Source organism: Microbispora sp. CA-102843 (assembly GCF_050936215.1).
Lineage (GTDB): Bacteria > Actinomycetota > Actinomycetes > Streptosporangiales > Streptosporangiaceae > Microbispora.
On record NZ_JBNJNF010000001.1, the window covers coordinates 7683409 to 7704611 of the forward strand.

The window sequence follows — 21203 nt, forward strand, 5'->3', positions numbered from 1 at the left end:
TAGAGGCGGGGCCGCCGGGCAGCGATCACGCGTGCTCTCCCTCCTCTCTGAAAGCTGGTCGGCGATGGGTTTCCCGTGGGGGTTGCTCGGCCGGGACATGGCGGTCGATCTCGGAACGGCCAACACGCTCGTGTACGTGCGGAAGAAGGGCGTCGTCCTCGACGAGCCCTCGGTGGTGGCGATCAACCTGCACACGGACAGGATCGTTGCGGTCGGGACCGCGGCGAAGGAGATGATCGGGCGGACCCCGCCCCACATCGCCACGCTGCGCCCGCTCAAGGACGGCGTGATCGCCGACCTCGACGCGGCCGAGCGCATGCTGCGGCACTTCATCCAGGTGGCGCACAAGAACCGCTACCTGGCCAAGCCTCGGGTCGTCGTCGCCGTGCCGAGCGGCACCACGAGCGTCGAGCAGCGCGCGGTCAGGGAGGCGGCGTACGAGGCGGGCGCCCGCCGGGTCCACATCATCGAGGAGCCGATGGCCGCGGCGATCGGCGCGGGGCTCAACGTGGGCGCCACGACCGGCAACATGGTCGTGGACATCGGCGGCGGCACGACGGAGGTCGCGATCGTCTCGCTCGGCGGGGTGGTCGTGTCGAAGTCCGTGCGGGTCGGCGGCGACGAGCTCGACGAGGCGATCGTCAACTACGTCAAGAAGGAACACTCGCTGATGCTCGGCGAGCGCACGGCCGAGCACATCAAGATCAAGATGGGCAGCGCGCGACCGGGCGGCGACGACGCCACACCACTGCCGATCCGGGGCCGCGACCTGGTGACCGGCCTGCCCAAGACCGCGACGATCAACCGGGCGCAGGTCAGGGAGGCGATCGAGGACCAGGTTCAGACGATCGTCGACGCCGTGCAGAGCACGCTGGACCAGTGCCCGGCCGAGCTGGCGGGCGACCTGATCGACAACGGCATCGTGCTGACCGGCGGCGGCGCGCTGCTCGACGGGCTGGCCGAACGGCTCGAGAAGGCCGTCGGCATGCCGATCAACCTCGTCGACCAGCCGCTGCAGTCGGTGGTGCTGGGCGCGGGCCGGTGCGTCGAGCGCTTCGACGACATGCAGGACGTGTTCCTCCCCGAAACGCGCAGATGAGGGCCGCCGGTCGTCGGGCGCCCGCGCTGCTTGTGCTCGTCTCCGCCGCCCTGATCGTGGCCGACACCGTCAACCCGCTCGAACCGCTGCGGACGTTCGGGTCGGCCCTGTACGGCGGGCTGGAGGACGCGGCGTCCGCCGGCGTCCGCTGGGCGTCGGGCGAGCGCCGCCTGGAGGATCTCGAACGCGAGAACGCCCGGCTGCGCGCCGACCTGCTGGCCGCCCGCCGCCCGACCCCGTCCCCCGCTCAGGCGGACGGCTATCGGGTCGTGTCGGCCCACGTCATCGGCTTCGGCCGGGACGGAACGGTCACCGTCGACACCGGCTCCGACGGAGGCGTGGCCCGCGACATGACCGTGTTCGACGGGAACGGGCTGGTCGGCCGGATCCTGCGGTCCGGGCCCGGCACGGCGACGGTCCAGCTCGCCACGGCCTCCGGCGCCTCGATCGGCGCACGGCTCGAGGGTTCGCGGGAGGTCGGCCTGGTGGCCGGTGTCCCCGAGCGCGGGCTGCTGCGGCTGAGCCTGCTCAACCCCTCCGCCGAGGTCAAGCCCGGCGACCGGGTCGTGACGCTGGGCTCGCGCAACATGCGGCCGTATGTGCCCGACGTGCCGATCGGCACCGTGGTCGCGGCCGAGCCCGCGCCGGACGCGCTGACCAGGTCGGCGCTCGTGCGTCCCTTCGCCCGGTTCACCGCGCTCGACCTCGTCACCGTGGTCCTGGGACCGCTGCCGGACGCCGCGGACCCGGCGGTGGACACGTCCGGCGACAAGGGCTCGGCCGAGGCCGAGGAAACCCGGAAGAGCGGGTCGAAGAAGGCGAAGGGGGCGTGATGAGGTCGGTCGTCCTGTCCGTGCTCGTCGTCCTCGTCGCACCGGTGCTCCAGGTCGCCGTGGTGAACGGACTGTCCCTGCCCGGCGGCGGTCCCGACGTCGTGCTGGTCGCCGTCATCGCGCTCGCGCCGCTGCTGCGGCCCAGGCCGGAGGCCAGGGGTTTGCCGGAGCGGGGCGCCGCGGGGGCAGGGGCTGGGGCGTTCCTGGGGTTCGCCGCGGGCCTGGCCGCCGACATCGCGCCGCCCGCCGATCACACCGTCGGACGGCTCGCCCTGGTGTTGTGCCTGGCCGGGTGGGTGTGCGCGCGGGTCACCGCGGACGGCGCGGCCTGGCGGCGCGCCGCCGTCGCCGCCGCCGTGGCCTTGGGCGCGACGCTCGCCGGGGGCGCGCTCGCGGCCCTGCTCGACGGGACGCCGTGGGGCACGGCCCTCGCGCCCGGCGCCGTCGCCTGGACCGTCGGCCTGGCCGCGCTCGTGGCGGTGGCGATCGCCCTGCTGCCCCGTCGCCGGTCGTTCGGGCGGGTGCCGAGATCACGGGACGGATCCCGCGATCCGTACGCGCGGGGGAGGCGGCTTGCGTAGGACTGTCCACCGCGGCCGTCTCACGCTCGTGTTCGTCGTGGTGACCGCGCTCATGCTGACCCTGCTCGGCCGCCTGTGGTATCTGCAGATCGTCACCGGCCCGTCGTACGTCAGGGCCGCCACGGAGTCGCGGGCGCGCTCGGTCGTCCTGCCGCCGGTGCGGGGGCGGATCCTCGACGTACGCGGCCGGGCGCTGGTGGCCAACGAGACCAAACCGCAGGTGTCGGTGGACTACATGGCCCTCATCCACCAGCCCGACGGCGGAAAGGACGTGCTGACCCGGCTCGCCCGGGCCCTGGGCCGGCCCTACCAGGAGATCGCCGACCGGGCCCGGCTGTGCGCCGGGGGCGCGCCCCGGCCGTGCTGGCCCGGCTCGCCCTACCAGCCGATCACCGTGGCCGACGACGTGAGCGTGCGCACGGCGCTGTGGATCGCGGAGCGGCAGGACGAGTTCCCCGGCGTCAGCACCGCGTTGCGGCCGGTCAGGACCTACCCGCTCGGCTCGGCCGCGGCGCACGTGCTCGGCTACCTGCAGCCGCCCTCCCCCGACGACCCCGAGGGAGGCCCGGAGCTGATCGGCCGCGACGGCCTCGAAGCGCAGTACGACCGCGAGCTGGCCGGCCGGACCGGGGTCAGGGAGGTGGCGGTGGACAGCACCGGCAAGGTCACCGGCCTGATCCGCGAGGAGGCCGCCGTGGCCGGGGACACGCTGGTGACCAGCATCGACGCGCGCATCCAGGAGGCGGCCGAGCGGGCGCTGGCCCGGGCCGTGACCGCCGCGCGCAAGCGGGGCGAGCCCGCCGACAGCGGCGCGGCGGTGGTGCTTGAGGCGAAGACCGGGCGGGTGACGGCGATCGCCGACTATCCCACCTACGACCCGAGCGTGTGGACCGGGGGCATCTCCCAGCACGACTACGAGGACCTGCCGCTGGTCAGCGCCGCCGTGCAGGGGCAGTGGCCGCCGGGCTCGACGTGGAAGGTGACCTCGACGGCCGCGGCGGCGAAGGCCGGCTACTCGCTGCGGGCCTCCTACGACTGCCCCGGCGGCTACACGATCGGCGGCCGGGTGTTCCACAACTTCGAGAGCGCCGAACTGGGCCGGATGGACATGCGCCGGGCCCTGGTGGTGTCCTGCGACACGATCTTCTACCGGTTCGCGGAGAAGATGTGGCAGCGCGACGGCGGGCTCAAGCCGGTCAAACATCCCAAGGACCCGATGCAGGCGATGGCCAGGGAGTTCGGGTTCGGCACGCCCACCGGCGTCGACCTGCCGCACGAGGCTCAGGGAAGAGTGCCCGACCGCGCCTGGAAGAAGGCCAACTGGGAGCGGAGCAAGGCCGACTCGTGCCGCCGCGCCAAGACCGGCTATCCGGAGCTGTCCGACCGCAAGCGGGCGGCCTACCTCAAGGCTCTCGCCACCGACAACTGCCGCTCCGGCGGGGTCTGGTGGGCCGGCGACGCGGCCAACTTCTCGATCGGCCAGGGCGACGTGCTGGTGACGCCGCTCCAGCTCGCCCGGGGGTACGCCGCGCTCGCCAACGGCGGCACGGTCTTCAGCCCCAGGATCGGCAAGCAGGTCGTGCGCCCCGACGGCACCGTGGTCCGCACGGTCACCCCGCCCGTCGTGGGCAGGATCGACGCCTCGCGTAAGACGCTGCGGTTCATCCGCGACTCGCTCGCCGGTGTGCCGCGCTCGGGCACGGCCGCTGGCGCGTTCGCGGGCTACCCGTTCAAGCGCCTGCCGGTCGCGGGGAAGACCGGCACCGCCGAGGCGTACGGCAGGCAGGACACCTCGTGGTTCGCCTCCTTCGGCCCGGTGAAGAAGCCCAAGTATGTCGTGGTGGTCGTCGTCTCGCAGGGCGGCACGGGCGGGACCACGGCGGCTCCCGCCGCCCGGGAGATCTGGGAGGGCATCGCCGCCCTCACCCACGACGAGAAAAAGCACGACAAGAAGGACAAGAAGCACAAGAAGGATGACAGGGGGACGCGGTCCGCCTCCCTGCCTCCGGCCGCGTTCGCCGGGGCGGGTGGCACGCGGTGACGGGCAGGGGTCAGACAGGCAGGGCTCAGGCAGGCAGGGGCCAGACAGGCAGGGCTCAGCTGTTCGGAGGCGCGCGATGACGACGCTCGGTCCCCTGTCCGCACGACTGCCTGCGAGCCGGGCGCCCAGGCGCAGGGCGTGGGCGCGCCTCGCCTTCTTCCCCGCCTGGGGGCTGGTGCTGCCCGCGGCAGCGTTGTCGGCGATCGGGCTGGTGCTCGTGTGGTCGGCCACCCGCAACGAGCCGGGCTCGACGCTGCCGCAGCGGCAGGCGCTCAGCGTCGGCATCGGCTTCGCCCTCATGTGGGCCGTCTCGCGGATCGACCTGCGGATGCTGCGGGCCTACGTCCCGGTGCTGTACCTGCTCGGGCTGGCCGGGCTGGTCGCCGTGCTGACCCCGCTGGGCCGTACGATCAACGGCTCGCACGCGTGGATCGTGCTCGGCGACGGACTGCAGTTCCAGCCGTCCGAGTTCGCCAAGGCGGCCACGGTGCTCGCGCTCGCGACGGCGCTCGGCGAGCCGCGCGACGGCGAGCGCAGGCCGGGCGCGGGGGCCGTGCTGCTCGCCCTCGGCCTCGCCGCGCTGCCGGTCGGCTTGATCGCGCTGCAGCCCGACTACGGCACCGCCCTCGTCTTCCTGGTGCTGACCACCGGGATGATCGCGGTGTCCGGCGCGCCCAAGAGGTGGTTCGCGGCGTTCGCCTCCGCCGGGGCCGCCGGGCTCTTCCTGGTGTGGCGGCTCGACCTCATCCGGCCCTACCAGCTCCAGCGCCTGATGGTGCTGGCCGACCCGGCCGCCGACCCGATGGGCGTGGGCTACAACGCCACCCAGGCCAGGATCGCGATCGGCTCCGGGGGCCTGCTGGGCAAGGGGCTGTTCCACGGCGAGCAGACGGCGGGCCATTTCGTGCCCGAGCAGCACACCGACTTCATCTTCACGGTCGCGGGCGAGGAGCTCGGCTTCCTCGGCGCCGCCTGCGTGATCCTGCTGATGCTCGCCCTGCTGTGGCGCGGCCTGTGGATCGCGGCCAAGAGCCCTTCGCCGTTCGGCACGGCGGTGGCCGGCGGGGTGGTGTGCTGGCTGGCGTTCCAGACGTTCGTGAACGTGGGGATGACCATGGGCCTGCTACCGGTCGCGGGGCTGCCGCTGCCGTTCGTGTCATACGGCGGGTCGGCCACGATCTCCAGCCTGGCGGCCGTAGGACTGCTGGCCGCCGTGAACCGGCGTACGCGCACTCCCGCATAGGGCACTCTTGGAGGAATGCGCAGCAAGCTCGGCGGACGGGTGGTCCAGGCGGCGGAGATCGCCCTGGCCACCCGCAAGTACGTGACCCCGATCGACGTCCTCACCGGCCTGCGGTGGCTGCACGACCGCCACGTGGAGACCTGGCGGCAGGGCCGCGCCGACAGCCTGGAACGGCTGGCCGCCGTGGACGCAGGCCGGATGGAGGAGGCCCTGTCGCATCTGCGCGCGTGGGCCCTGTCCCGCGACCTGGTGGAGAGCGAGGCGGCGTACACGGCGGGCACCCGCGACCGGCGGCCCTTGCGCTTCACGGCGGCGGGCGACGAGGGCCTGGAGCGCGCCTTCCGCGTCCACTGGCTCTCACCGCAGCTGAGCGACGCGCGGCGGCGGCAGATCGAGGAACGGCACAGCAAGGCCCCCGACCTCGTGGTGGTCGCGCCGCTGGACGCGTGGACCTGCGCCGGGTGCGGGGACACCGGACCCTATCTGATCATGGAGGATGACCGGCCGCACTGCCTGACCTGCGCCGACATGGACCACCTGTGCTTGCTCCCCGCGGGGAACGCGGCGCTGAGCCGCCGCGCCAAGAAGGAGAGCGGCCTGTCGGCGGTGGTGGTCCGCTTCAACCGGCGGCGCAAGAGATACGAGCGGCTCGGCGTCCTGGTCGAGGAGGAGGCGCTGACGCGGGCCGAGGAGCAGTGCCTGGCCGACGAGGAGGCGCGGCTGCGCCGCCGCGAACGCGACCGCGAGCGCCGCGCAGGTGAGGACGCCGAGTTTCAGGCGAGGATGGCGGCGGAGATCCGCCGCCTGTTCCCCAGCTGCCCGGCCGAGCGGGCCGAGACCATCGCCGCGCACGCCGCCGTACGCGGCAGCGGGCGGGTCGGCCGCACCGCCGCCGCCCGCGTGCTGGACGAGAACGCCATCACGCTCGCCGTGATCGCGAGCGTGCGCCATCTGGACACCGACTACGACGAGCTGCTGATGGCCGGTACGCCGCGGATGACGGCCCGCGAGCGGATCCGCCCCCGGGTCGAGGAGGTCCTGAGGGCCTGGCGCGGCTGAGCGCGGCCTTTATCGGACGCGGCCGACCATCTGGGCGTACATGCGCCCGGGGCTGGGGACCGACGACGGGTTGAGGAAGCCGGGCAGCGGGGGCAGGTCGACCGCGAACGGCTGCAGCCGCTCGAACAGCGTGTGCGCGTCGGGCGGCCGGTTGTCCGGCTCCTTCTCCAGCAGTTCGGCGATGAGGCAGTCGAGCTCGGCGGGGACCCCCGGGACCCGGGGCGGCCGTTCCTTCACCTGCTTGTCGAACACGGCGTACTCCGTGGGCCCGGTGAACAGCTGGTTGCCGGTCAGCATCTCGTGCAGCACGCAGCCGAGGGAGTACAGGTCGCTCTTCGGCCCGGCGACACCCCGCTGGATCTGCTCGGGGGACATGTACGCCGGGGTGCCGAGGATCTGGCCGATCCGGGTGAATTGGGCGACGTCCGCCTCGCGCAGCATGGCGAGCCCGAAGTCGAGCAGCTTCACGCTGCCGTCCGGGCAGAGCATGAGGTTGGTCGGCTTGAGGTCCCGGTGGCAGATCGACAGCTCGTGGGCGGCGGTCAGCACGGCGCACGCCTGGGCGGCGATGGCCGCGGCCCACGGCACCGGCAGCGGGCCGTGCTCGCTCAGCAGGTCGGCGACCGTCACGCCCTCGATGAACTGCATGACCTGGAAGAGCCGCTGCTCGTAGGTGCCGAAGTCGTACAGCACCGGCGCGCCCGGATGGTCGAGCTTCGCGAGGATCCGCGCCTCGCGGATGAACCGGCGCTGCAACTCCTCGTCCGGGCCGTCGGGCAGCCGCAGGAACTTCACCGCCACCTTGCGGTCGAGCCGCCGGTCGTGCCCGCCGTAAACGGCGCCCATGCCGCCCTGCCCCAGGGGGAGGTCGTCCAGGTCATACCGGTCGCCGATGACCATGCGCCCCTCCCGTCGGCCTATCGGGGAAAAAGCTACCGGATTCATCCGCGATGCTCGGGCTCAGCGGCCGGGCGAACAGGACTTTCTCAGCCAAGGAGCTCTCGGCCGGGCCGTCGAGCGTCATCCGCGAGGACGGAGGCGTCCGTCCACCAGCCCCTCGACGCCGAGGCGGGCGAGCGCCTCCCCCGCGGCGGCCGCCTCGCGCAGGCCGTCCTCCAGCGCGAGCAGCCGCCGGAAGGCCGAGCCGTACGTCCGCTGGACGGCCAGGGGAAGCTGGGGGACGCGGGCCCGGCGGGCCTCCACGCGGCTGCTGCCCAGATGCGGCCGGCCGCCGCCCGCCGCGTAGCGCAGGAACCCGGCCAGGAACTCGGGATCCACCTTTTCTGGATGGACGCGGAAAAGGCTGAGATGGGGCCCCAGGACCGCCCCCTCCCCCGCGACCACCCGGGCGGTGACGGCCGACGCCACGACGTCTCCCCGGCGCACGGCGACCAGGCCGGGGGCGCGCGGAATCCGCCGCGACGGCGCCGTCCCGGCCGCGACGTCGTCGGCCGTCAGCACGGGCATCCCACCCTCGGACACCTCGCCGCCGGGAACATCGGCAGGCAGCGCCCGCAGGGTGGAGTGGCGGATGGTGACCAGCCCTGATCTGGCCATCTCGGCGACGGTCGCCCACGACGCGTCCCAGCCCGCCGCGCCGCCGGTCAGCACCTCCAGGTCGGGCACGTCGTCGGCCAGCGCCGCGACCGCCTCCCGGAAGCGCTCCCCGGCCGCGGGAAAGCCCCGGGTGTCGATCCTGGGCGACAGGTGCCGCGCCGGGCTCACGTCCACCTCGTCGTCGAGGATGTCGATGATCCTGACCGTGCGGCCTCCGTGCGGGAGCTCGGTCTCCGCGAGGTGGGCCCGCCAGGCCGTTTCGACGGAGGCCGGGTCGTCTCCCGCGTCGGCCACGAGGATCGCGCCTGGCTGCCGCTCCCCGGGCTCTGGACGGCGCAGCAGCCACAGGTCGGGGCCTCCTGGCGCCAGCGTGAAGACCGCGCGCAGCGCGCCCGTCCGCAGCAGGTTCGCCCGGATGCGGCGTCCGGGGCGGCGGCTCGCCGCGGCGCCCGGCATCAGGATGGCCACCAGCCCGCCGGGCCGCACGTGGGCGAGGCCGTGCTGCACCCAGGCCAGCTCCGGCTCGCCCCGCGGGGGCATGCCGTACTGCCAGCGCGGATCGCCGATGAGGTCCTCGTGGCCCCAGGCCCGCTCGTTGAACGGCGGGTCGCACACCACCGCGTCCGCGAGCGCGTCCACCGGCCGGTCCGGCGGGAACGCGTCGTTCCGCAGCGCGTCCCCGGGGACGACCCGGGCGTCCCGCCCGCGCAGCAGGAGCCGCAGCGCGGCGAGCAGCGCGACCGTCTCGTTGGCGTCCTGGCCGAGCAGCCGCGCCTCGTCCCCCGCCGCACCGTCCCCGGCGGCGTCCAGAAGGAGCGTGCCCATGCCGCACGCGGGGTCGAGCACCGTACGCGCCCCCGTGCAGGCCAGCCGGGTCATCAGGGCGGCCACGTCGGGCCGGGTCAGCGCCAGCCTGCGGCTGTGCGCCTCGGCGTACCGCTCGCAGAGGAACTCGAACGCGCCGGCCGCGCCGTGCCGCTCGGCCATCCCGGCGACCAGCCGGAGCAGGCCGGGCTCGACCGGCGTCTCGTCCCCCGCGCGCGGGGGCAGGTCGGCGGTCGCCTCGGCCACCGCGCGCGGGAGCCGTACGGCGAAGTCGGGGGCGGCGGACAGCCGCTTCCAGCCGTCGGGGTCGCGGAGCGTGTAGAGCAGGAACGCCCCGACCTCCCCCAGCACCTCGCCCAGGCGCAGGTCGTCGGCCGACGCGCGCAGCCGCTGCCAGACGCGGTCGCCCTGGGACACCTCGAACGACTTGCCGTTCCTGCGCAGCCACGCCTCCACTTCGGGAAGCGAGAAAAGCGGGCTGGAGGCGGTACCGCCGACCGGTTGGGGGAAGTCCTCGTATCGGCGTCGCCAGTTGCTGACCGCGGCCCTGCCGACGTCGGCGAGCCTGGCGATGTCGCCCGCGTTCACGGTCGCTTCGACCGCCGCTTCGACGGCGGCCTCGAGCGGGCTCGCGGCGGCGGGGCGCGCCGTCGTGTCCGCCGTGTTGTCCGCCTGGGCGTCGTGGCTCATGAACGCGAGCCTAGCACTGTGCTTGTGAAGTGACTCAACCAATGGTTTACTCAAAACCATGACGCACAACCGTATTCGGTACGCCGCTGGGTCGGACGTCGGGCGCTCGCGTGCCAACAACGAGGATTCGGTGCACGCCGGCGAGCGCCTGCTCGCCATCGCCGACGGGATGGGCGGGCACGGACACGGCGAAGTAGCCAGCGCGGCCGTCATCTCCGCACTGGCCAGACTGGAGGACGGCGCGGCTCCCGCCGACCCCGTGGCCGCCCTCGCGGACGCCGTGCGGGAGGCGGGGCAGCGCCTGGGCGACCTCGCCGCGCAGGACCCGTCGCTCGAACGGATGGGCACCACGGTCACCGCGATGCTGTGGGACGGCCACGGGAAGTTCGCCCTGGCCCACGTGGGCGACTCGCGGGCGTACATGCTGCGTGACGGCGCGCTCTACCAGATCACGCACGACCACACGCTGGTGCAGTCGCTGGTGGACGACGGGCGCATGAGCCCCGACCAGGCCGCCCGCCATCCGCGCCGCTCGCTGCTGCTGCGGGCGCTGGAGACGAGCGGCCTGGCCGAGCCCGACCTGTCGCTGCGCGAGGCGCACCCGGGCGACCGCTACCTGCTGTGCTCCGACGGGCTGACCTCCGTGCTCGAACCCGAGGCGCTGCACCACGTGCTCACCACCGTGGCCGATCCGCAGGAGACGGTCCGCCGGCTCATCGAGCTGGCCAACGAGGGCGGCGGGCCCGACAACATCTCGTGCGTGGTCGCCGACGTCGAAGCCGCCGACGCCTGACCCCTCATGCGGGGGGCGGCGACTTCACCGGAGGCCGCATCAGGTCTCGGGCGCGGGCTCACTCGACTCGGAGGACCTCCTCCAGCGCGAGCTCAAGACCGGCGTCGCCAGGCGGGAGGACCGCCGCTTCGGCACGCCCGCGGCCGGCCTCCGGGATGTTTGAGGGTGTGCCTGTCGGGTCACCTGTAGACGGGCCGGCCGGGGCGCCGCCGTTGTCCACCACCTGCGCGATCTGCTCCACAAGTGCGCGCAGTTGCGCGGCGCCCAGCCCGCGTACGCGCTGAGCCGAGACTTCGAACTCCGCCCCGTCCTGCCGGCGCACTGTCACCGTCGTGTCGGAGGTCCGGTGCCGGATCCAGGAGATCAAGGCCGTGGCGAAGACCACGGCATAGGGGCCCAGTTCGGTCAGCACGGATGCGACGGACTGGCTCATGCCAGCCGACCGCCGGCGTTCGTCCACCAGATGCACGCGACCGCGTAACTGCTCCCTGCCGTCGAGATACGCGGCCAGTTCCTTCTCCTGCTCGCCGGACGCGCGTCCACCACCGCGTACCCGCATGCCGACTCTCATCCCGGGAGCTCCTTTCGCACCGGCCCAAACCCGACATATTCGACCTTCACATCAGGTCAAATCCCCTTTTTTCTGTTTATCGTCGGCATGCTACCGGGTTGCGGCATACTACCGGATGCTCTCGCATCGCGCATACCGCATACGGAGGCGGGCATGGAGCCCCAAAATTGGACAAACGGCCTTGACGCACCCATAAGCAGCAAATCCCCGGGTGAGAAACCTACTTCCGGCTCTCTGATCGAGCGACTCGCCCCTGACCGACCCACCGACTTCCCGAGTGCCATAATTTGGTTCAAATCGAGCATATTTCGCAATCCCCGAGGTGTGGCGGCGGGCCTCGTCGCGGCCTGGTTCTACGTACCCGCCGCGCTGGCGATGGCGACATCGGCGATGATCACCTTTGGGGTCTCCGCCTACTTCATCACTCCCCTCTTGGGAAAGCAGGCGCTTCCCCCGCTGATCAGTGATCTGCCACTGGTGGGCGACGCCGCACAGAATCTGCTCTTCCGGTCCAACGGGGCCATGGCAGGCCTGCTGGGTGTGATCCTCGGAGGCGCGCTAGGGTTCGTTCTCGGCATTGCCTGGGTCTTCGTCGGCCCGTTCGAAGAAAGCGTGGTCGACGGAGTCGCCACAATTCTCGGGTCGATCCTCCTGGGCATCCTGGTCGGGCTGTGCTATGCCGCCTATCGCGTGATATTCGAACGGCGGATACTTCAGGTCACCGGCGCGCGCCGGCTCAGCCGGCGTGAAGCCGCCTTTATCCTGCCGCTCGTGGGCGAAGCGACCGCACGACTGAAGCTGTCGAATCACCCGGTCATACTCATCGACGATACGAGGGACCCAAATGCGTTCGCATACACCCGACATATAGTTATCAATCAGGGTCTACTCGACGAGTTCGCCTACGACCCGGAACCCATCTCCGCGGTACTCGCCCACGAGCTGGTGCACTGGCGCAACGGAGACCCGCTTTCCGCCGTATTCATGCGCGGAGTCGCGCTCCCGCTCTACCTTCTGCAGGCGGGCGGAGGCTGGCTGCGCGCCCAGGCCCGCAACTCGGTGTTGAGGTTCCTCGTCTGGCTCGTCTTCTGGCCGGTCTTCGTGACCGTCCAGTTTTTCGTGGTTCCGATGCAGGCGGCCGACTCACGGCGGGCCGAGTATCGCGCCGACGAGGGCGCCATTCTCGCCGGGTACCGCATCGGCATGCGCCGGGTGCTGACGCGTTTCCGCCGTTCCTTCGAGGGCGGGCGCAACGGCTGGGTCGCGGCCGTCTGCGCTTCGCACCCCCCGAACGAGCTGCGGCTGGAACGGCTGGAAGAGCCCGGGCGCGACTACCCCCTGCCGGACGAGGACTCCCCGGCCCTGCCTCTGCCCGTGCTGTTGACCAACGATCTGGACTGACGGGACAGCTCATGGCCACCTCCGCCGCTTGTCCGAAGTGCCGCACCGCCGCGCCGCCGTCGCGGCCGACGTGCCTGCGATGTGGGCACACCCGTGACACCGCCACTCCGATCTCCCCGTCCTCCGCGGACCGCAACGATCAGGACGCCCGGTTCTGCTCGAATTGCGGGCACCCGCTGGCCGTGCTCGCCGCGCAGCCATACGCACCCGCCGCCCCGATCGACACGACGGATGTCTTCGTCGATTACCGGACGCATCGGGTGCCTGTCGTGATCGGCTTGCTCGTCTTTCTCGTGCTGGTCGTGCTGATCGTCGGCCTCAAGGCCGTCGAGCGCTCCTGCTGTCAGCCGGAGTCCACCGTGGCCCGGCTCTTCGACGCGCTGCGCGACCGGGACGCCACCGGCGCACGCGCACTGCTCCTGCCGGTCTACGATCTCGGTGACCCGGCGCTGCTGCAGGAAAGGGTGCTGCGGTCGCCCGGCTACACCCCGCCCACGGACGTCCATGTGGAGGAGGCGTCCGAAGTCCCTTCCGGGGACGGCGAGGTGTGGGTGGACGTCCGCGCGAGTTTCATGCTGGATCGGCAGAAGCACTGGATGAGCCTCCGCCTTCGCCGCGACGACCATCTCACCGCCGGTCTTTTCCGCCTTTGGCGGATCGAGGGCGGGCTGGACCAGATCACCGTTGCGGCTCCTGGGGCCGATTCCGTCGTCGTCGCGGGGACCAACGTCCCGTTCGTAGACGGCTCCTCCCGCACATTGACTGCCTATCCGGGCGGGTACCGGGTGTCACTGCCCGACCAGCCGCTGTGGGAGGCCGACCCTGTCATGGCGTACGCGGGAGTCACCGACTCGGAATACGCCGGCGGGCAGGCGGCCCTGGAGCCCACGATCAAAGGCAGCGCGCGCGCCTCTATCGACCAGCAGGTGCGGTCGCTCGTCGACGGCTGCGCCCAGAGGAGCACGCTCGCGCCGGAGAACTGCCCCTTCTCCGCGAGCTCCTTGTCGAGTGTGACCGATGTGCGATGGAAGATCGTCAGGTACCCGGAGTACGAGGTGAGCCGCGGCGATTCCGGCGCAGTGGAGGTGAGGACCACCGGCCCCGGTGAGGCCGACGTAACCGGCCGGGCAAAATACAGCTTCAGCGGCGAAACCTACAGCTACAGCTACAGATCAGACATCTATCTCTCCGGCAGCGTGGTCGTCTCGGACGGAGCGATCAGGTTCGAACCGCAACAGGAGTGACCGCGGCGGCATGACGCGCCAGGGTTGCACGAGATCTCCTACGTCGTCGCCGACGTCGAGGCTGTCGGCGCCTGACCGCCGTCTCGGGATCGATCGGAACGGCACCGCGCGCTGTGCCGTTCCGAGTGCGGTGCCGGGCGGAGACGGTTCATCTGTTCCGCCGCGCGACAGCCGGGATGCCGTCCTTGGCCGGGTCGGCGATCGCGGCGAGCAGCCGTGCCAGGACCGCGTCAGACGGCCCAGCCGCCGTCGACGTTGATCGTCGCGCCGGTGACGTAGCGCCCGCCGCCGCCGGCCAGGTGGGCGATGGTCTCGGCGATGTCGTCCGGCTCCGCGTAGCGGCCGAGGACCGTGAGTCCCCGGACCGTGTCGGCCATGGGGCTGTCCGCCGGGTTCGAGGCGGTGTCGGTCGGGCCGGGGTTGACGAGGTTGACCGTGATGCCACGCGGCCCGAGGTCGCGGGCGAGCCCCTTGGTCATTCCGGTCATGGCCGTCTTGCTCATGGCGTACAGGGTGAACCCGGGGAAGACGGTCCGCTCGGCGACGTTGCTCCCGACGGTGATGATCCGGCCGCCCTCGGTCATGTGGCTCGCCGCCGCCCGTGCGGCCAGGAGCGGCCCGCGCACGTTGACCGCGAGCGTATGGTCGACCTCCTCCGGCCCCAGGTCCTCGATCGGCGCGACGTGGAAGACGGCCGCGTTGTTCACGAGGACGTCGAGCCGGCCGAACTCCGCGGCGGCCTCGTCCACGGCCGCGGTGACCGCCGCCGCGTCGCCGTTGTCGGCCCGGATGACCAGCGCCCGCCGGCCCATCCCCTTCACCTTCTCGGCCACGGCGGCCGCGCTGTCCTCGTCGCGCTCGTAGGTCAGCGCCACGTCCGCGCCGCGCTCGGCCAGCTTCAGGACGACGGCCGCGCCGATGCCCCGGCCACCCCCGGTGACCAGCGCCGCTTTGCCGTTCATGTCGTTGATCTCGTTCATGGTGTCGAGCATGCCGACAACGGCGCCGGGAGGTCCGGCGGCGATCGGACCTGGCGTTCGGCCCCAGGGAGAGACCAGGGAAAGCGGGGCGAGGGAGCAGGGAAGGCGCGGCGGAGCGGTCAGGCGCCGCGCGCCCGGAAGGCGGCCGTCTTGACCCGGTTCTGGCAGGCCGTGGAGCAGAAGCGGCGGGTGCCGTTGCGGGAGGTGTCCACGTACACGCGGTCGCAGTGCGGCGCGGTGCACACGCCGAGCCGGTCGTGCAGCTCGCTGCCGAGCACCACGGCGAGGCCGGTCGCGCAACTCGCCGCGTAGTTTCCGGCCAGGGTGCCGCCCGCGCCGTGGAAGTGCAGGTGCCAGGGCTCCCCGTCGTGCCGGTCGAGGTGCGGGCGCGCGTCCGTCTCCGCCAGCAGTCCGTTCACGGTGAGCGCCGCCGCGTCCACGTCGCCGCGCGTCACCGCCTCGAACACGCCGCGCAGTCGCCCCGCGACCTGGGCCAGCGCCCCCGCCTCCGTCTCGGCGACCTCGGGCGCCCGCCTGTCGCCGGTCGCGAGGATGTCGGCGACCGCGGCGGCCCGCGCCTCACCCGTCGGCGGCTCGTACGGCCGGCCCCGCGCCTCACCTGCGGTCAGCGCGTTGACCAGGCCGACGGCGACCGACACCACAGCATCAGTGTGACTGTTGAAGTTCACTTGACCAGTTACGTCCTTGCGTTCTACGTTGTAACTGCCGAAAGCATACACGCCAGTTACAAGGAGACGGCATGCTCACGTTCGACGTAGCCACCCGGTGGATCGACCGTTGGGACCGCCAGCAGGAGGGCTACCTCCCCGACCGGGAGGAGCGCTTCACCGCGCTGATCGACGCTGTCGAGGCGGGCGCGGGCCGCCCGGACCCCCTTGTGATCGACCTCGGCTGCGGCCCCGGCTCGCTGTCGGCCCGCCTGCTGAGCCGCCTTCCCCGGGCCACGGTCGTCGCGGTCGACGCCGATCCTCTGTTGCTGTCGCTCGCCCAGGCGGCGTACGGCGGCCGCGACGGCCTGCGCTTCGCCGACCTTGACCTGCGGGAGCGGGGGTGGAGCGAGGCGCTCGGCCTCGACCGCCCGGCGGACGCGGCGGTGAGCACGACGGCCCTGCACTGGCTGGCCGAGCCCGACCTGCGAGCCGTGTACGCCGAGCTCGCGACCGTGCTGCGGCCGGGCGGGCTGTTCCTCAACGGCGACCACTTCAGCTCGGAGGACACCACTCCGGCGCTGGCGCGGCTGGAGCGGGCCGTGCACGAGAGCGAGGAGCGGCGGCGCTTCGCCGCCGGCCGTCCCGAGGACTGGCGCCAGTGGTGGGACGCGATCGCCGCCGACCCCGAGCTCGCCGGTGTCGCGGCGCCACGGCCCGCCACCGCGGCGCACCACGGCTCGGAGTCGCTCCACCTGTCCACCCACGTCGAGGCCCTCCGCTCGGCGGGCTTCGCCGAGATCGGGACGCTGTGGCAGCGCGGCGACAACCGTCTGCTCTGCGCCGTACGTCCGTAATCTCCCTGGCCCGCCCTGTCCGGCGGCCCGGCGGGGTTTGCCCGCCGGGCCGCCGGAAAGACGGACGCCATGACACCGACCGTGCTCACCGTCAACGCGGGCTCCAGCAGCCTGCAACTGCATCTGGTGCGGGACGGCCGCGTGCTGCGGACCGAACACAGCGAGCACAGCCCCGACCCCGCCGAGTCGGAGCGTACGCTGTCGGACTTCCTGTCCGGGGCGGACGTCGAGGTGACCGCCGTCGGTCACCGGCTCGTCCACGGCGGCGAGGCCGTCCGCGCGCCGGCCGTCGCCGACGACGACGTGGTGAAGGCCGTCCGCGGATACGCCGACCTCGCGCCGCTGCACGTGCCGCCCGCGCTCGCGCTGGTCGAGGCGGCCCGGCGGGTGCTGCCGTCCGTGCCGCACGTGCTGTGTCCCGACACCGCCTTCCACGCCGGACTTCCCTCCGCCGCCGCGACCTACGCCCTGCCGGCCGGGTGGCGGCGCCGGTGGGGCCTGCGCCGCTATGGCTTCCACGGGCTGTCGTACGCCTGGGCGACCCGCCGGGCGGCCGAACTGCTCGGACGCCCGGCGGGAGAGGTCAACCTGGTCCTCACGCATCTCGGCGGCGGATGCTCGGTCTGCGCCGTGCGGAACGGCCGGAGCGTGGACACCTCGATGGGGTTCACGCCGTTGGAGGGCGTGCCCATGAGCAAGCGTTCCGGCAGCGTCGATCCCGGCATGCTCCTGTGGCTGCTGTCCGGCGCGCGCCTCACGCTGGAGGAGCTGCGCGACGGGCTGGAGCACGATTCCGGCCTGCTCGGGCTCTCGGACGGCCTGTCCGGCGACACCCGCGACCTGGTCTCCTCGAAGGAGGAGGCCGCCGCGTCGGCGCTCGACGTGTTCACCTACCGGGTGAGCCGGGAGATCGCCGCCTCGACCGCCGCCCTCGACCGGCTCGACGCTCTCGTGTTCACCGGCGAGATCGGCTGGGACCAGCCCGAGGTGCGCGAGGCGGTGTGCGGCAGGCTGTCGCTGCTCGGCGTCGAGCCGCCCGCCGTGACCGATGTGGACCGGGATCGCGTCGTCAGCCCGCCGGGCGCCCGGCTGCCGGTCCTCGTCGTACGGCCCCGGGAGGAGCTCCAGGTCGCCCGGGAGACCCTCGCCGCGCTCGGCCACCCCGCCTGACGGCCCCACGGGGCGTTGATCGACGGCGACGGGCGAGGCCGGCCGTACAATCAGCCGACATGCGCATCTTCACCGTGGACTCCTTCACCGACCGGCCGTTCCGGGGCAATCCCGCCGCGGTCTGCCTCCTCGACGAGACCGTGCCGGACGAGTGGATGCAGGCGGTGGCCGCCGAGATGCGCCATTCCGAGACGGCCTTCGTGCTGCGGCGCGACGAGGGGCCGCGCTCGCTGCGCTGGTTCACCCCGGCGGTCGAGGTCGCGCTGTGCGGGCACGCCACCCTGGCCACCGCGCACGTCCTCTACTCCATTGGGGAGTCCGGGCGGCTGGAGTTCGACACGAAGAGCGGCGTGCTCGCGACCGAGCAGGCGGACAGCGGGCTGATCGCCATGGACTTCCCGGCGAAGCAGGCCGCGCCGTGCCCGCCGCCGGACGGCCTCGTCGAGGCCCTCGGCGTCACGCCGGTGTGGACCGGCCGCAGCGAGTTCGACCTCCTGGTCGAGGTCGGCTCAGCCGAGGACGTGCGGGCCGCCGACCCCGACATGGCGCGGCTGGCCGAGGTCGAGGTCCGGGGCGTGATCGTGACGGCGTCCGGCGAGGGCACCTCCGCCGACTACGTCTCCCGGTTCTTCGGCCCCCGGGTGGGCGTGCCTGAGGACCCGGTCACCGGTTCGGCCCACTGCGTGCTCGCGCCGCACTGGTCGGGCAGGCTCGGCCGGGACACGCTCGTCGGGGAGCAGGTGTCGCGGCGCGGCGGAACCGTGCGCACGACCCTGCGCGGCGACCGCGTCGAACTCGCCGGGCACGCCGTGACCATATGGTCCGGCGAACTGGAGGTCTGACCTCCTCCGCCCGCGGTCGCCCGCTCGTCACACCCTGACCGTACGCAGGGCCTCCGCCCAGGAGACGACGTGGTCGAGCATGAGCCGCACGGAATCCTCGTGCCGGGCGGCGGGCCGGAAATCGGAGAAGTTCTCGAAGTCGTCGCGGATGGAGAGCGTGACCTGCGGCGCCACGCCTGCGACGCCGGCCGTGGCGAGAATCTGGCGCAGGTGCTCGATGGCGCGTGCGCCGCCGTCCACGCCGTAGCCGACGAACCCGGCGGCCTTGTTCGCCCACTCCGCGTACAGGAAGTCGATCGCGGTCTTGAGCGCGCCCGAGGTCGAGCGGTTGTACTCAGGGGTCACGAAGACGAACGCGTCGAGGGCGGCGACCGCCTGCGACCACCTCCTTGTGTGGGCATGCTCGTACTGCCCGGCCGCCGCGGGCAGCGGCTCGTCCAGGTGCGGCAGCGCGTAGTCCTCGAGGTCGACCAGTTCGTACTCGGCGTCGCCGCGCTTGACGGCCAGGTCGTGGACCCAGCGGGCGACCGCCGCCCCGTTGCGGCCGGGGCGGGTGCTGCCGATGATGACACCTACTTTGATCATGCGAGTGGTCTCTTTCCCTGTAGGAGGGGGACTCGGCGCCGGGGCCCGCGGCGTGTGACGACAACTCTAGGAAGCGGCAGAGAGAAGACCAATGCGTGTGGATATGGCATTTATACGCGAGAGTCTTGCGGCCTAGACTCTCCGCATGGATGTCCTGAGCGACGTCATCGCCATCATGCGTACAGGCCGCCCGCGCTCCGCACGCGTCTCCTGGCGGGCTCCCTGGGGACAGCGCTTCCCGGCGGAGCCCGGCTCCGCGACTTTCCAGGTGGTCCTGCGCGGGTCCTGCTGGTTCCTCCCGCCCGAGGGTGAGCCCGTCGCGCTGAGCATGGGAGACGTGGTGTTCCTCCCGCAGGGCGGCGGGTACGGCCTGGCCGACAGCCCCGCGACTCCCCTGGCCGAACCCGTCTGCGACCCCTACCGAGACGTCGGCATGATCAGTTCGGCCGCTCTCGGCGGCACCGGAGCCGAGACGGTCACACTCTGCTGCGGGTACCGGCTCGACCAGGCCAGGACCCACCCCAGCCTGCGGTCACTGCCAGGCGTGATCCATCTGCCCGCCCGGCTCGGCCGTCATCCCGAGCTGCGAGCCGCGGTGGACCTGCTCGCCCGGGAGATCGAAACCCCCCTCCTGGGCGCGGACACCGTGGTCTCGTCCCTGCTCGACATCCTTCAGCTCTACATCCTGCGGGCCTGGTTCGAGGCCGAGGGAGCGCAGTGCGCCCACTCGGGCTGGGCCGCCGCCCTCGCCGACCCGGCCGTCAGCGCCGCCCTCGACGCCATCCATCGCGATCCCGCCCACCCCTGGACCGTCCAGTCGCTCGGCGAGCGCGCCGGCCTGTCCCGGGCCGCGTTCTCCCGCCGCTTCACCGACCTGATCGGCAAGCCGCCCCTGGCCTATCTCACCTGGTGGCGGCTGTCCACCGCGGCCCGCCTGCTACAGGAGACGGACGCCTCTGTGGCGGAGGTGGCCAGGCGTGTCGGATACGGCTCGGAGTTCGCGTTCGGTAACGCGTTCAAACGCGAGCACGGGATCTCCCCGGGCAGGTACCGCCGTACGGTCTGCGCCCCCGCTTCCTGAAAACCGCCTGGGGTCAGGAGGCCGGCACGGCGAGGGCGGCCTCGATCCGCCGGACGGCGGTGATCGCCCCGAACGCCAGCAGTCGCACGAGGTCCGCGTCGGACCGGCCGCCCCCGGCCTCCCGCCAGGCGGCGACGTCGCCGTCGGTCACCCGATAAGGCGCGAGCGCGGCCAGCAGGGCGAGCCGGGCCGCCGGGCGCTGCGCGGGGGCGACGTCCGCCAGCGGACCGGACGGCCAGCCGGACAGCGGAGGGTGGCCCCCGTCCCAGGCCGCGACGGCCTCCACGACCGCCTCCCCGGCCGTGTCCCCCAGCAGGGCGACTCCCTCCCCCGCCGCGGCCTGCAGCGTGGCGAACGCCGTCCCGGCCGCGGCGCCCGCCGCCCAGGCCGGGGCCGGGCCCGACGGCAGCCCGCGCAGCAGCGGCAGCGCCTCGCCCTGCGGCAGCCTGCGGCGCACCGTCCTGGCGAGGGCCCTGCCGCCCAGGCCGCGTACGAGCCGGGACCGCTGCAGTCCGGCGGGCAGGAGGTTGTCGGTCAGCAGCGACGACACCATCCGGTTGATGAAATGGAAGGCGAGGGCCGTGCCGATGTGCTCGGCCGCGTGACCGGGCGGGCACGGCGGCGCCTGCCCGGCCGTGGCCGTGCCGGTGGCCCAGGCGAACAGCCGGGCGTGGTCCGGATCGGACGGCGCCTGCCCGCGCGCGACGGTCTCGGCCAGTTCGTGCTCGCCGGTCGCGTGCAGGAGCACGGTGTGCGCGTCGACGCAGAACGGGCACTTGTTGGCGAGGGAGACCCCGGCGGCGACGACCTCCTTGGCCGCCCTCGGGGCCTGCCCGGCCAGCAACGACTCACGCAGCATCGCCCACGTGGGAGCGAGCACCTCGGGGGCCGGGGACAGCGTCAGGAACAGCGGCATGCGGGCCATGCCGAAATCACGCGCGATCTGGCCGTAGACCTGGGCGATCAGCCCGGCCGCCGCCTCCGTGGGTACTGGGGTCACATAGCGGTATGGCGTCGCCATCCCGGCCTCCTCGTCGGTCGTACTGTCATGCGTCACGATCCTGCCGAGCGCGGCCGCCGCCG

20 protein-coding genes are annotated in these 21203 nt (G+C 72.7%); 13 read left to right on the top strand and 7 right to left on the bottom strand.

Annotated features, from left to right (window positions below; translation table 11 throughout):
- Nucleotides 1-64: 64 nt before the first annotated feature.
- From ACQEVJ_RS35565 to ACQEVJ_RS35590, 6 genes are all read left to right on the top strand, one after another.
- Entirely contained in the window at nucleotides 65-1099 is a 1035-nt protein-coding gene (locus tag ACQEVJ_RS35565) for a rod shape-determining protein (RefSeq protein WP_433108826.1), read from the top strand.
- Entirely contained in the window at nucleotides 1096-1932 is an 837-nt protein-coding gene (gene mreC / locus ACQEVJ_RS35570; RefSeq protein WP_433108828.1) for a rod shape-determining protein MreC, read from the top strand. Before ACQEVJ_RS35565 ends, mreC begins: the two co-directional genes overlap by 4 nt.
- The gene (locus tag ACQEVJ_RS35575; protein ID WP_433108830.1) at nucleotides 1932-2513 is read left to right on the top strand and encodes a hypothetical protein; all 582 of its coding nucleotides are present in this window, start codon (nucleotides 1932-1934) and stop codon (nucleotides 2511-2513) included. Before mreC ends, ACQEVJ_RS35575 begins: the two co-directional genes overlap by 1 nt.
- Nucleotides 2506-4554 carry a penicillin-binding protein 2 gene (gene mrdA, locus ACQEVJ_RS35580; RefSeq protein ID WP_433108832.1) on the top strand — a complete coding sequence of 683 codons (2049 nt, stop codon included), beginning with the start codon at nucleotides 2506-2508 and terminating at the stop codon, nucleotides 4552-4554. The genes ACQEVJ_RS35575 and mrdA overlap by 8 nt, the downstream gene beginning before the upstream one ends.
- 76 nt (nucleotides 4555-4630) lie before the next feature.
- Nucleotides 4631-5797, top strand: a complete 1167-nt coding sequence (gene rodA / locus ACQEVJ_RS35585; protein ID WP_433108834.1) for a rod shape-determining protein RodA — start codon at nucleotides 4631-4633, stop codon at nucleotides 5795-5797.
- Between the two features lie 15 nt (nucleotides 5798-5812).
- Nucleotides 5813-6856, top strand: a complete 1044-nt coding sequence (locus ACQEVJ_RS35590) for a DUF2293 domain-containing protein (protein WP_433108836.1) — start codon at nucleotides 5813-5815, stop codon at nucleotides 6854-6856.
- Nucleotides 6857-6865: 9 nt separating this feature from the next.
- On the opposite strand, the gene ACQEVJ_RS35595 is transcribed toward ACQEVJ_RS35590, so the two are convergent.
- Nucleotides 6866-7756, bottom strand: coding sequence for a serine/threonine-protein kinase (locus ACQEVJ_RS35595; protein WP_433108838.1), 891 nt, complete (start codon nucleotides 7754-7756; stop codon nucleotides 6866-6868).
- 120 nt (nucleotides 7757-7876) lie between these two features.
- The gene (locus tag ACQEVJ_RS35600; RefSeq protein ID WP_433108840.1) at nucleotides 7877-9928 is read right to left on the bottom strand and encodes an N-6 DNA methylase; all 2052 of its coding nucleotides are present in this window, start codon (nucleotides 9926-9928) and stop codon (nucleotides 7877-7879) included.
- 58 nt (nucleotides 9929-9986) lie between these two features.
- Here ACQEVJ_RS35600 and ACQEVJ_RS35605 point away from each other — a divergent pair, with 58 nt between their 5' ends.
- Entirely contained in the window at nucleotides 9987-10721 is a 735-nt protein-coding gene (locus tag ACQEVJ_RS35605) for a PP2C family protein-serine/threonine phosphatase (RefSeq protein WP_433108842.1), read from the top strand.
- Nucleotides 10722-10779: 58 nt separating this feature from the next.
- Here the strand turns inward: ACQEVJ_RS35605 and ACQEVJ_RS35610 are convergent, their stop codons facing one another.
- Nucleotides 10780-11292, bottom strand: a complete 513-nt coding sequence (locus tag ACQEVJ_RS35610; protein WP_433108844.1) for an effector-associated constant component EACC1 — start codon at nucleotides 11290-11292, stop codon at nucleotides 10780-10782.
- A 324-nt stretch (nucleotides 11293-11616) separates the two neighbouring features.
- On the opposite strand from ACQEVJ_RS35610, the gene ACQEVJ_RS35615 reads away from it, so the two are divergent.
- Complete coding sequence (locus tag ACQEVJ_RS35615; RefSeq protein WP_433108847.1) at nucleotides 11617-12693, top strand: M48 family metalloprotease; 1077 nt, start codon at nucleotides 11617-11619, stop codon at nucleotides 12691-12693.
- Between the two features lie 11 nt (nucleotides 12694-12704).
- Nucleotides 12705-13937, top strand: a complete 1233-nt coding sequence (locus tag ACQEVJ_RS35620) for a hypothetical protein (protein ID WP_433108849.1) — start codon at nucleotides 12705-12707, stop codon at nucleotides 13935-13937.
- Nucleotides 13938-14167: 230 nt separating this feature from the next.
- Here ACQEVJ_RS35620 and ACQEVJ_RS35625 read toward each other — a convergent pair whose 3' ends face one another.
- Both ACQEVJ_RS35625 and ACQEVJ_RS35630 read right to left on the bottom strand, forming a co-directional pair.
- Complete coding sequence (locus ACQEVJ_RS35625; RefSeq protein WP_433108851.1) at nucleotides 14168-14917, bottom strand: SDR family NAD(P)-dependent oxidoreductase; 750 nt, start codon at nucleotides 14915-14917, stop codon at nucleotides 14168-14170.
- 119 nt (nucleotides 14918-15036) lie between these two features.
- Nucleotides 15037-15579, bottom strand: coding sequence for a CGNR zinc finger domain-containing protein (locus ACQEVJ_RS35630; protein WP_433108853.1), 543 nt, complete (start codon nucleotides 15577-15579; stop codon nucleotides 15037-15039).
- A 98-nt stretch (nucleotides 15580-15677) separates the two neighbouring features.
- Here ACQEVJ_RS35630 and ACQEVJ_RS35635 point away from each other — a divergent pair, with 98 nt between their 5' ends.
- From ACQEVJ_RS35635 to ACQEVJ_RS35645, 3 genes are all read left to right on the top strand, one after another.
- A complete protein-coding gene (locus tag ACQEVJ_RS35635; RefSeq protein WP_433108855.1) occupies nucleotides 15678-16442 on the top strand; it encodes a class I SAM-dependent methyltransferase in 765 nt (254 codons plus the stop codon).
- Nucleotides 16443-16511: 69 nt separating this feature from the next.
- A complete protein-coding gene (locus ACQEVJ_RS35640; protein WP_433108857.1) occupies nucleotides 16512-17612 on the top strand; it encodes an acetate/propionate family kinase in 1101 nt (366 codons plus the stop codon).
- A 59-nt stretch (nucleotides 17613-17671) separates the two neighbouring features.
- Nucleotides 17672-18454, top strand: coding sequence for a PhzF family phenazine biosynthesis protein (locus tag ACQEVJ_RS35645; protein ID WP_433108859.1), 783 nt, complete (start codon nucleotides 17672-17674; stop codon nucleotides 18452-18454).
- Between the two features lie 27 nt (nucleotides 18455-18481).
- On the opposite strand, the gene ACQEVJ_RS35650 is transcribed toward ACQEVJ_RS35645, so the two are convergent.
- On the bottom strand, nucleotides 18482-19039 hold the full coding sequence (locus ACQEVJ_RS35650; RefSeq protein WP_433108861.1) for an NADPH-dependent FMN reductase: 558 nt from the start codon (nucleotides 19037-19039) through the stop codon (nucleotides 18482-18484).
- Nucleotides 19040-19184: 145 nt separating this feature from the next.
- Between ACQEVJ_RS35650 and ACQEVJ_RS35655 the strand changes: the two genes are divergently transcribed.
- Nucleotides 19185-20120, top strand: coding sequence for an AraC family transcriptional regulator (locus ACQEVJ_RS35655; protein WP_433108863.1), 936 nt, complete (start codon nucleotides 19185-19187; stop codon nucleotides 20118-20120).
- A gap of 13 nt (nucleotides 20121-20133) precedes the next feature.
- On the opposite strand, the gene ACQEVJ_RS35660 is transcribed toward ACQEVJ_RS35655, so the two are convergent.
- Entirely contained in the window at nucleotides 20134-21177 is a 1044-nt protein-coding gene (locus ACQEVJ_RS35660) for a carboxymuconolactone decarboxylase family protein (RefSeq protein WP_433108865.1), read from the bottom strand.
- Between the last annotated feature and the right edge of the window lie 26 nt (nucleotides 21178-21203).

Bases quoted from the DNA above. Each gene is read 5' to 3' on its own strand.
- ACQEVJ_RS35575 (WP_433108830.1), top strand. From the start codon at position 1,932: ATGAGGTCGGTCGTCCTGTCCGTGCTCGTCGTCCTCGTCGCACCGGTG.
- ACQEVJ_RS35640 (WP_433108857.1), top strand. From the start codon at position 16,512: ATGACACCGACCGTGCTCACCGTCAACGCGGGCTCCAGCAGCCTGCAA.
- ACQEVJ_RS35645 (WP_433108859.1), top strand. From the start codon at position 17,672: ATGCGCATCTTCACCGTGGACTCCTTCACCGACCGGCCGTTCCGGGGC.
- ACQEVJ_RS35625 (WP_433108851.1), bottom strand. From the start codon at position 14,917: ATGAACGAGATCAACGACATGAACGGCAAAGCGGCGCTGGTCACCGGG.
- ACQEVJ_RS35635 (WP_433108855.1), top strand. From the start codon at position 15,678: ATGCTCACGTTCGACGTAGCCACCCGGTGGATCGACCGTTGGGACCGC.
- ACQEVJ_RS35590 (WP_433108836.1), top strand. From the start codon at position 5,813: ATGCGCAGCAAGCTCGGCGGACGGGTGGTCCAGGCGGCGGAGATCGCC.
- ACQEVJ_RS35565 (WP_433108826.1), top strand. From the start codon at position 65: ATGGGTTTCCCGTGGGGGTTGCTCGGCCGGGACATGGCGGTCGATCTC.
- ACQEVJ_RS35655 (WP_433108863.1), top strand. From the start codon at position 19,185: ATGGATGTCCTGAGCGACGTCATCGCCATCATGCGTACAGGCCGCCCG.
- mreC (WP_433108828.1), top strand. From the start codon at position 1,096: ATGAGGGCCGCCGGTCGTCGGGCGCCCGCGCTGCTTGTGCTCGTCTCC.
- ACQEVJ_RS35610 (WP_433108844.1), bottom strand. From the start codon at position 11,292: ATGAGAGTCGGCATGCGGGTACGCGGTGGTGGACGCGCGTCCGGCGAG.
- ACQEVJ_RS35595 (WP_433108838.1), bottom strand. From the start codon at position 7,756: ATGGTCATCGGCGACCGGTATGACCTGGACGACCTCCCCCTGGGGCAG.
- rodA (WP_433108834.1), top strand. From the start codon at position 4,631: ATGACGACGCTCGGTCCCCTGTCCGCACGACTGCCTGCGAGCCGGGCG.
- ACQEVJ_RS35650 (WP_433108861.1), bottom strand. From the start codon at position 19,039: ATGATCAAAGTAGGTGTCATCATCGGCAGCACCCGCCCCGGCCGCAAC.
- ACQEVJ_RS35605 (WP_433108842.1), top strand. From the start codon at position 9,987: ATGACGCACAACCGTATTCGGTACGCCGCTGGGTCGGACGTCGGGCGC.
- ACQEVJ_RS35620 (WP_433108849.1), top strand. From the start codon at position 12,705: ATGGCCACCTCCGCCGCTTGTCCGAAGTGCCGCACCGCCGCGCCGCCG.
- ACQEVJ_RS35600 (WP_433108840.1), bottom strand. From the start codon at position 9,928: ATGAGCCACGACGCCCAGGCGGACAACACGGCGGACACGACGGCGCGC.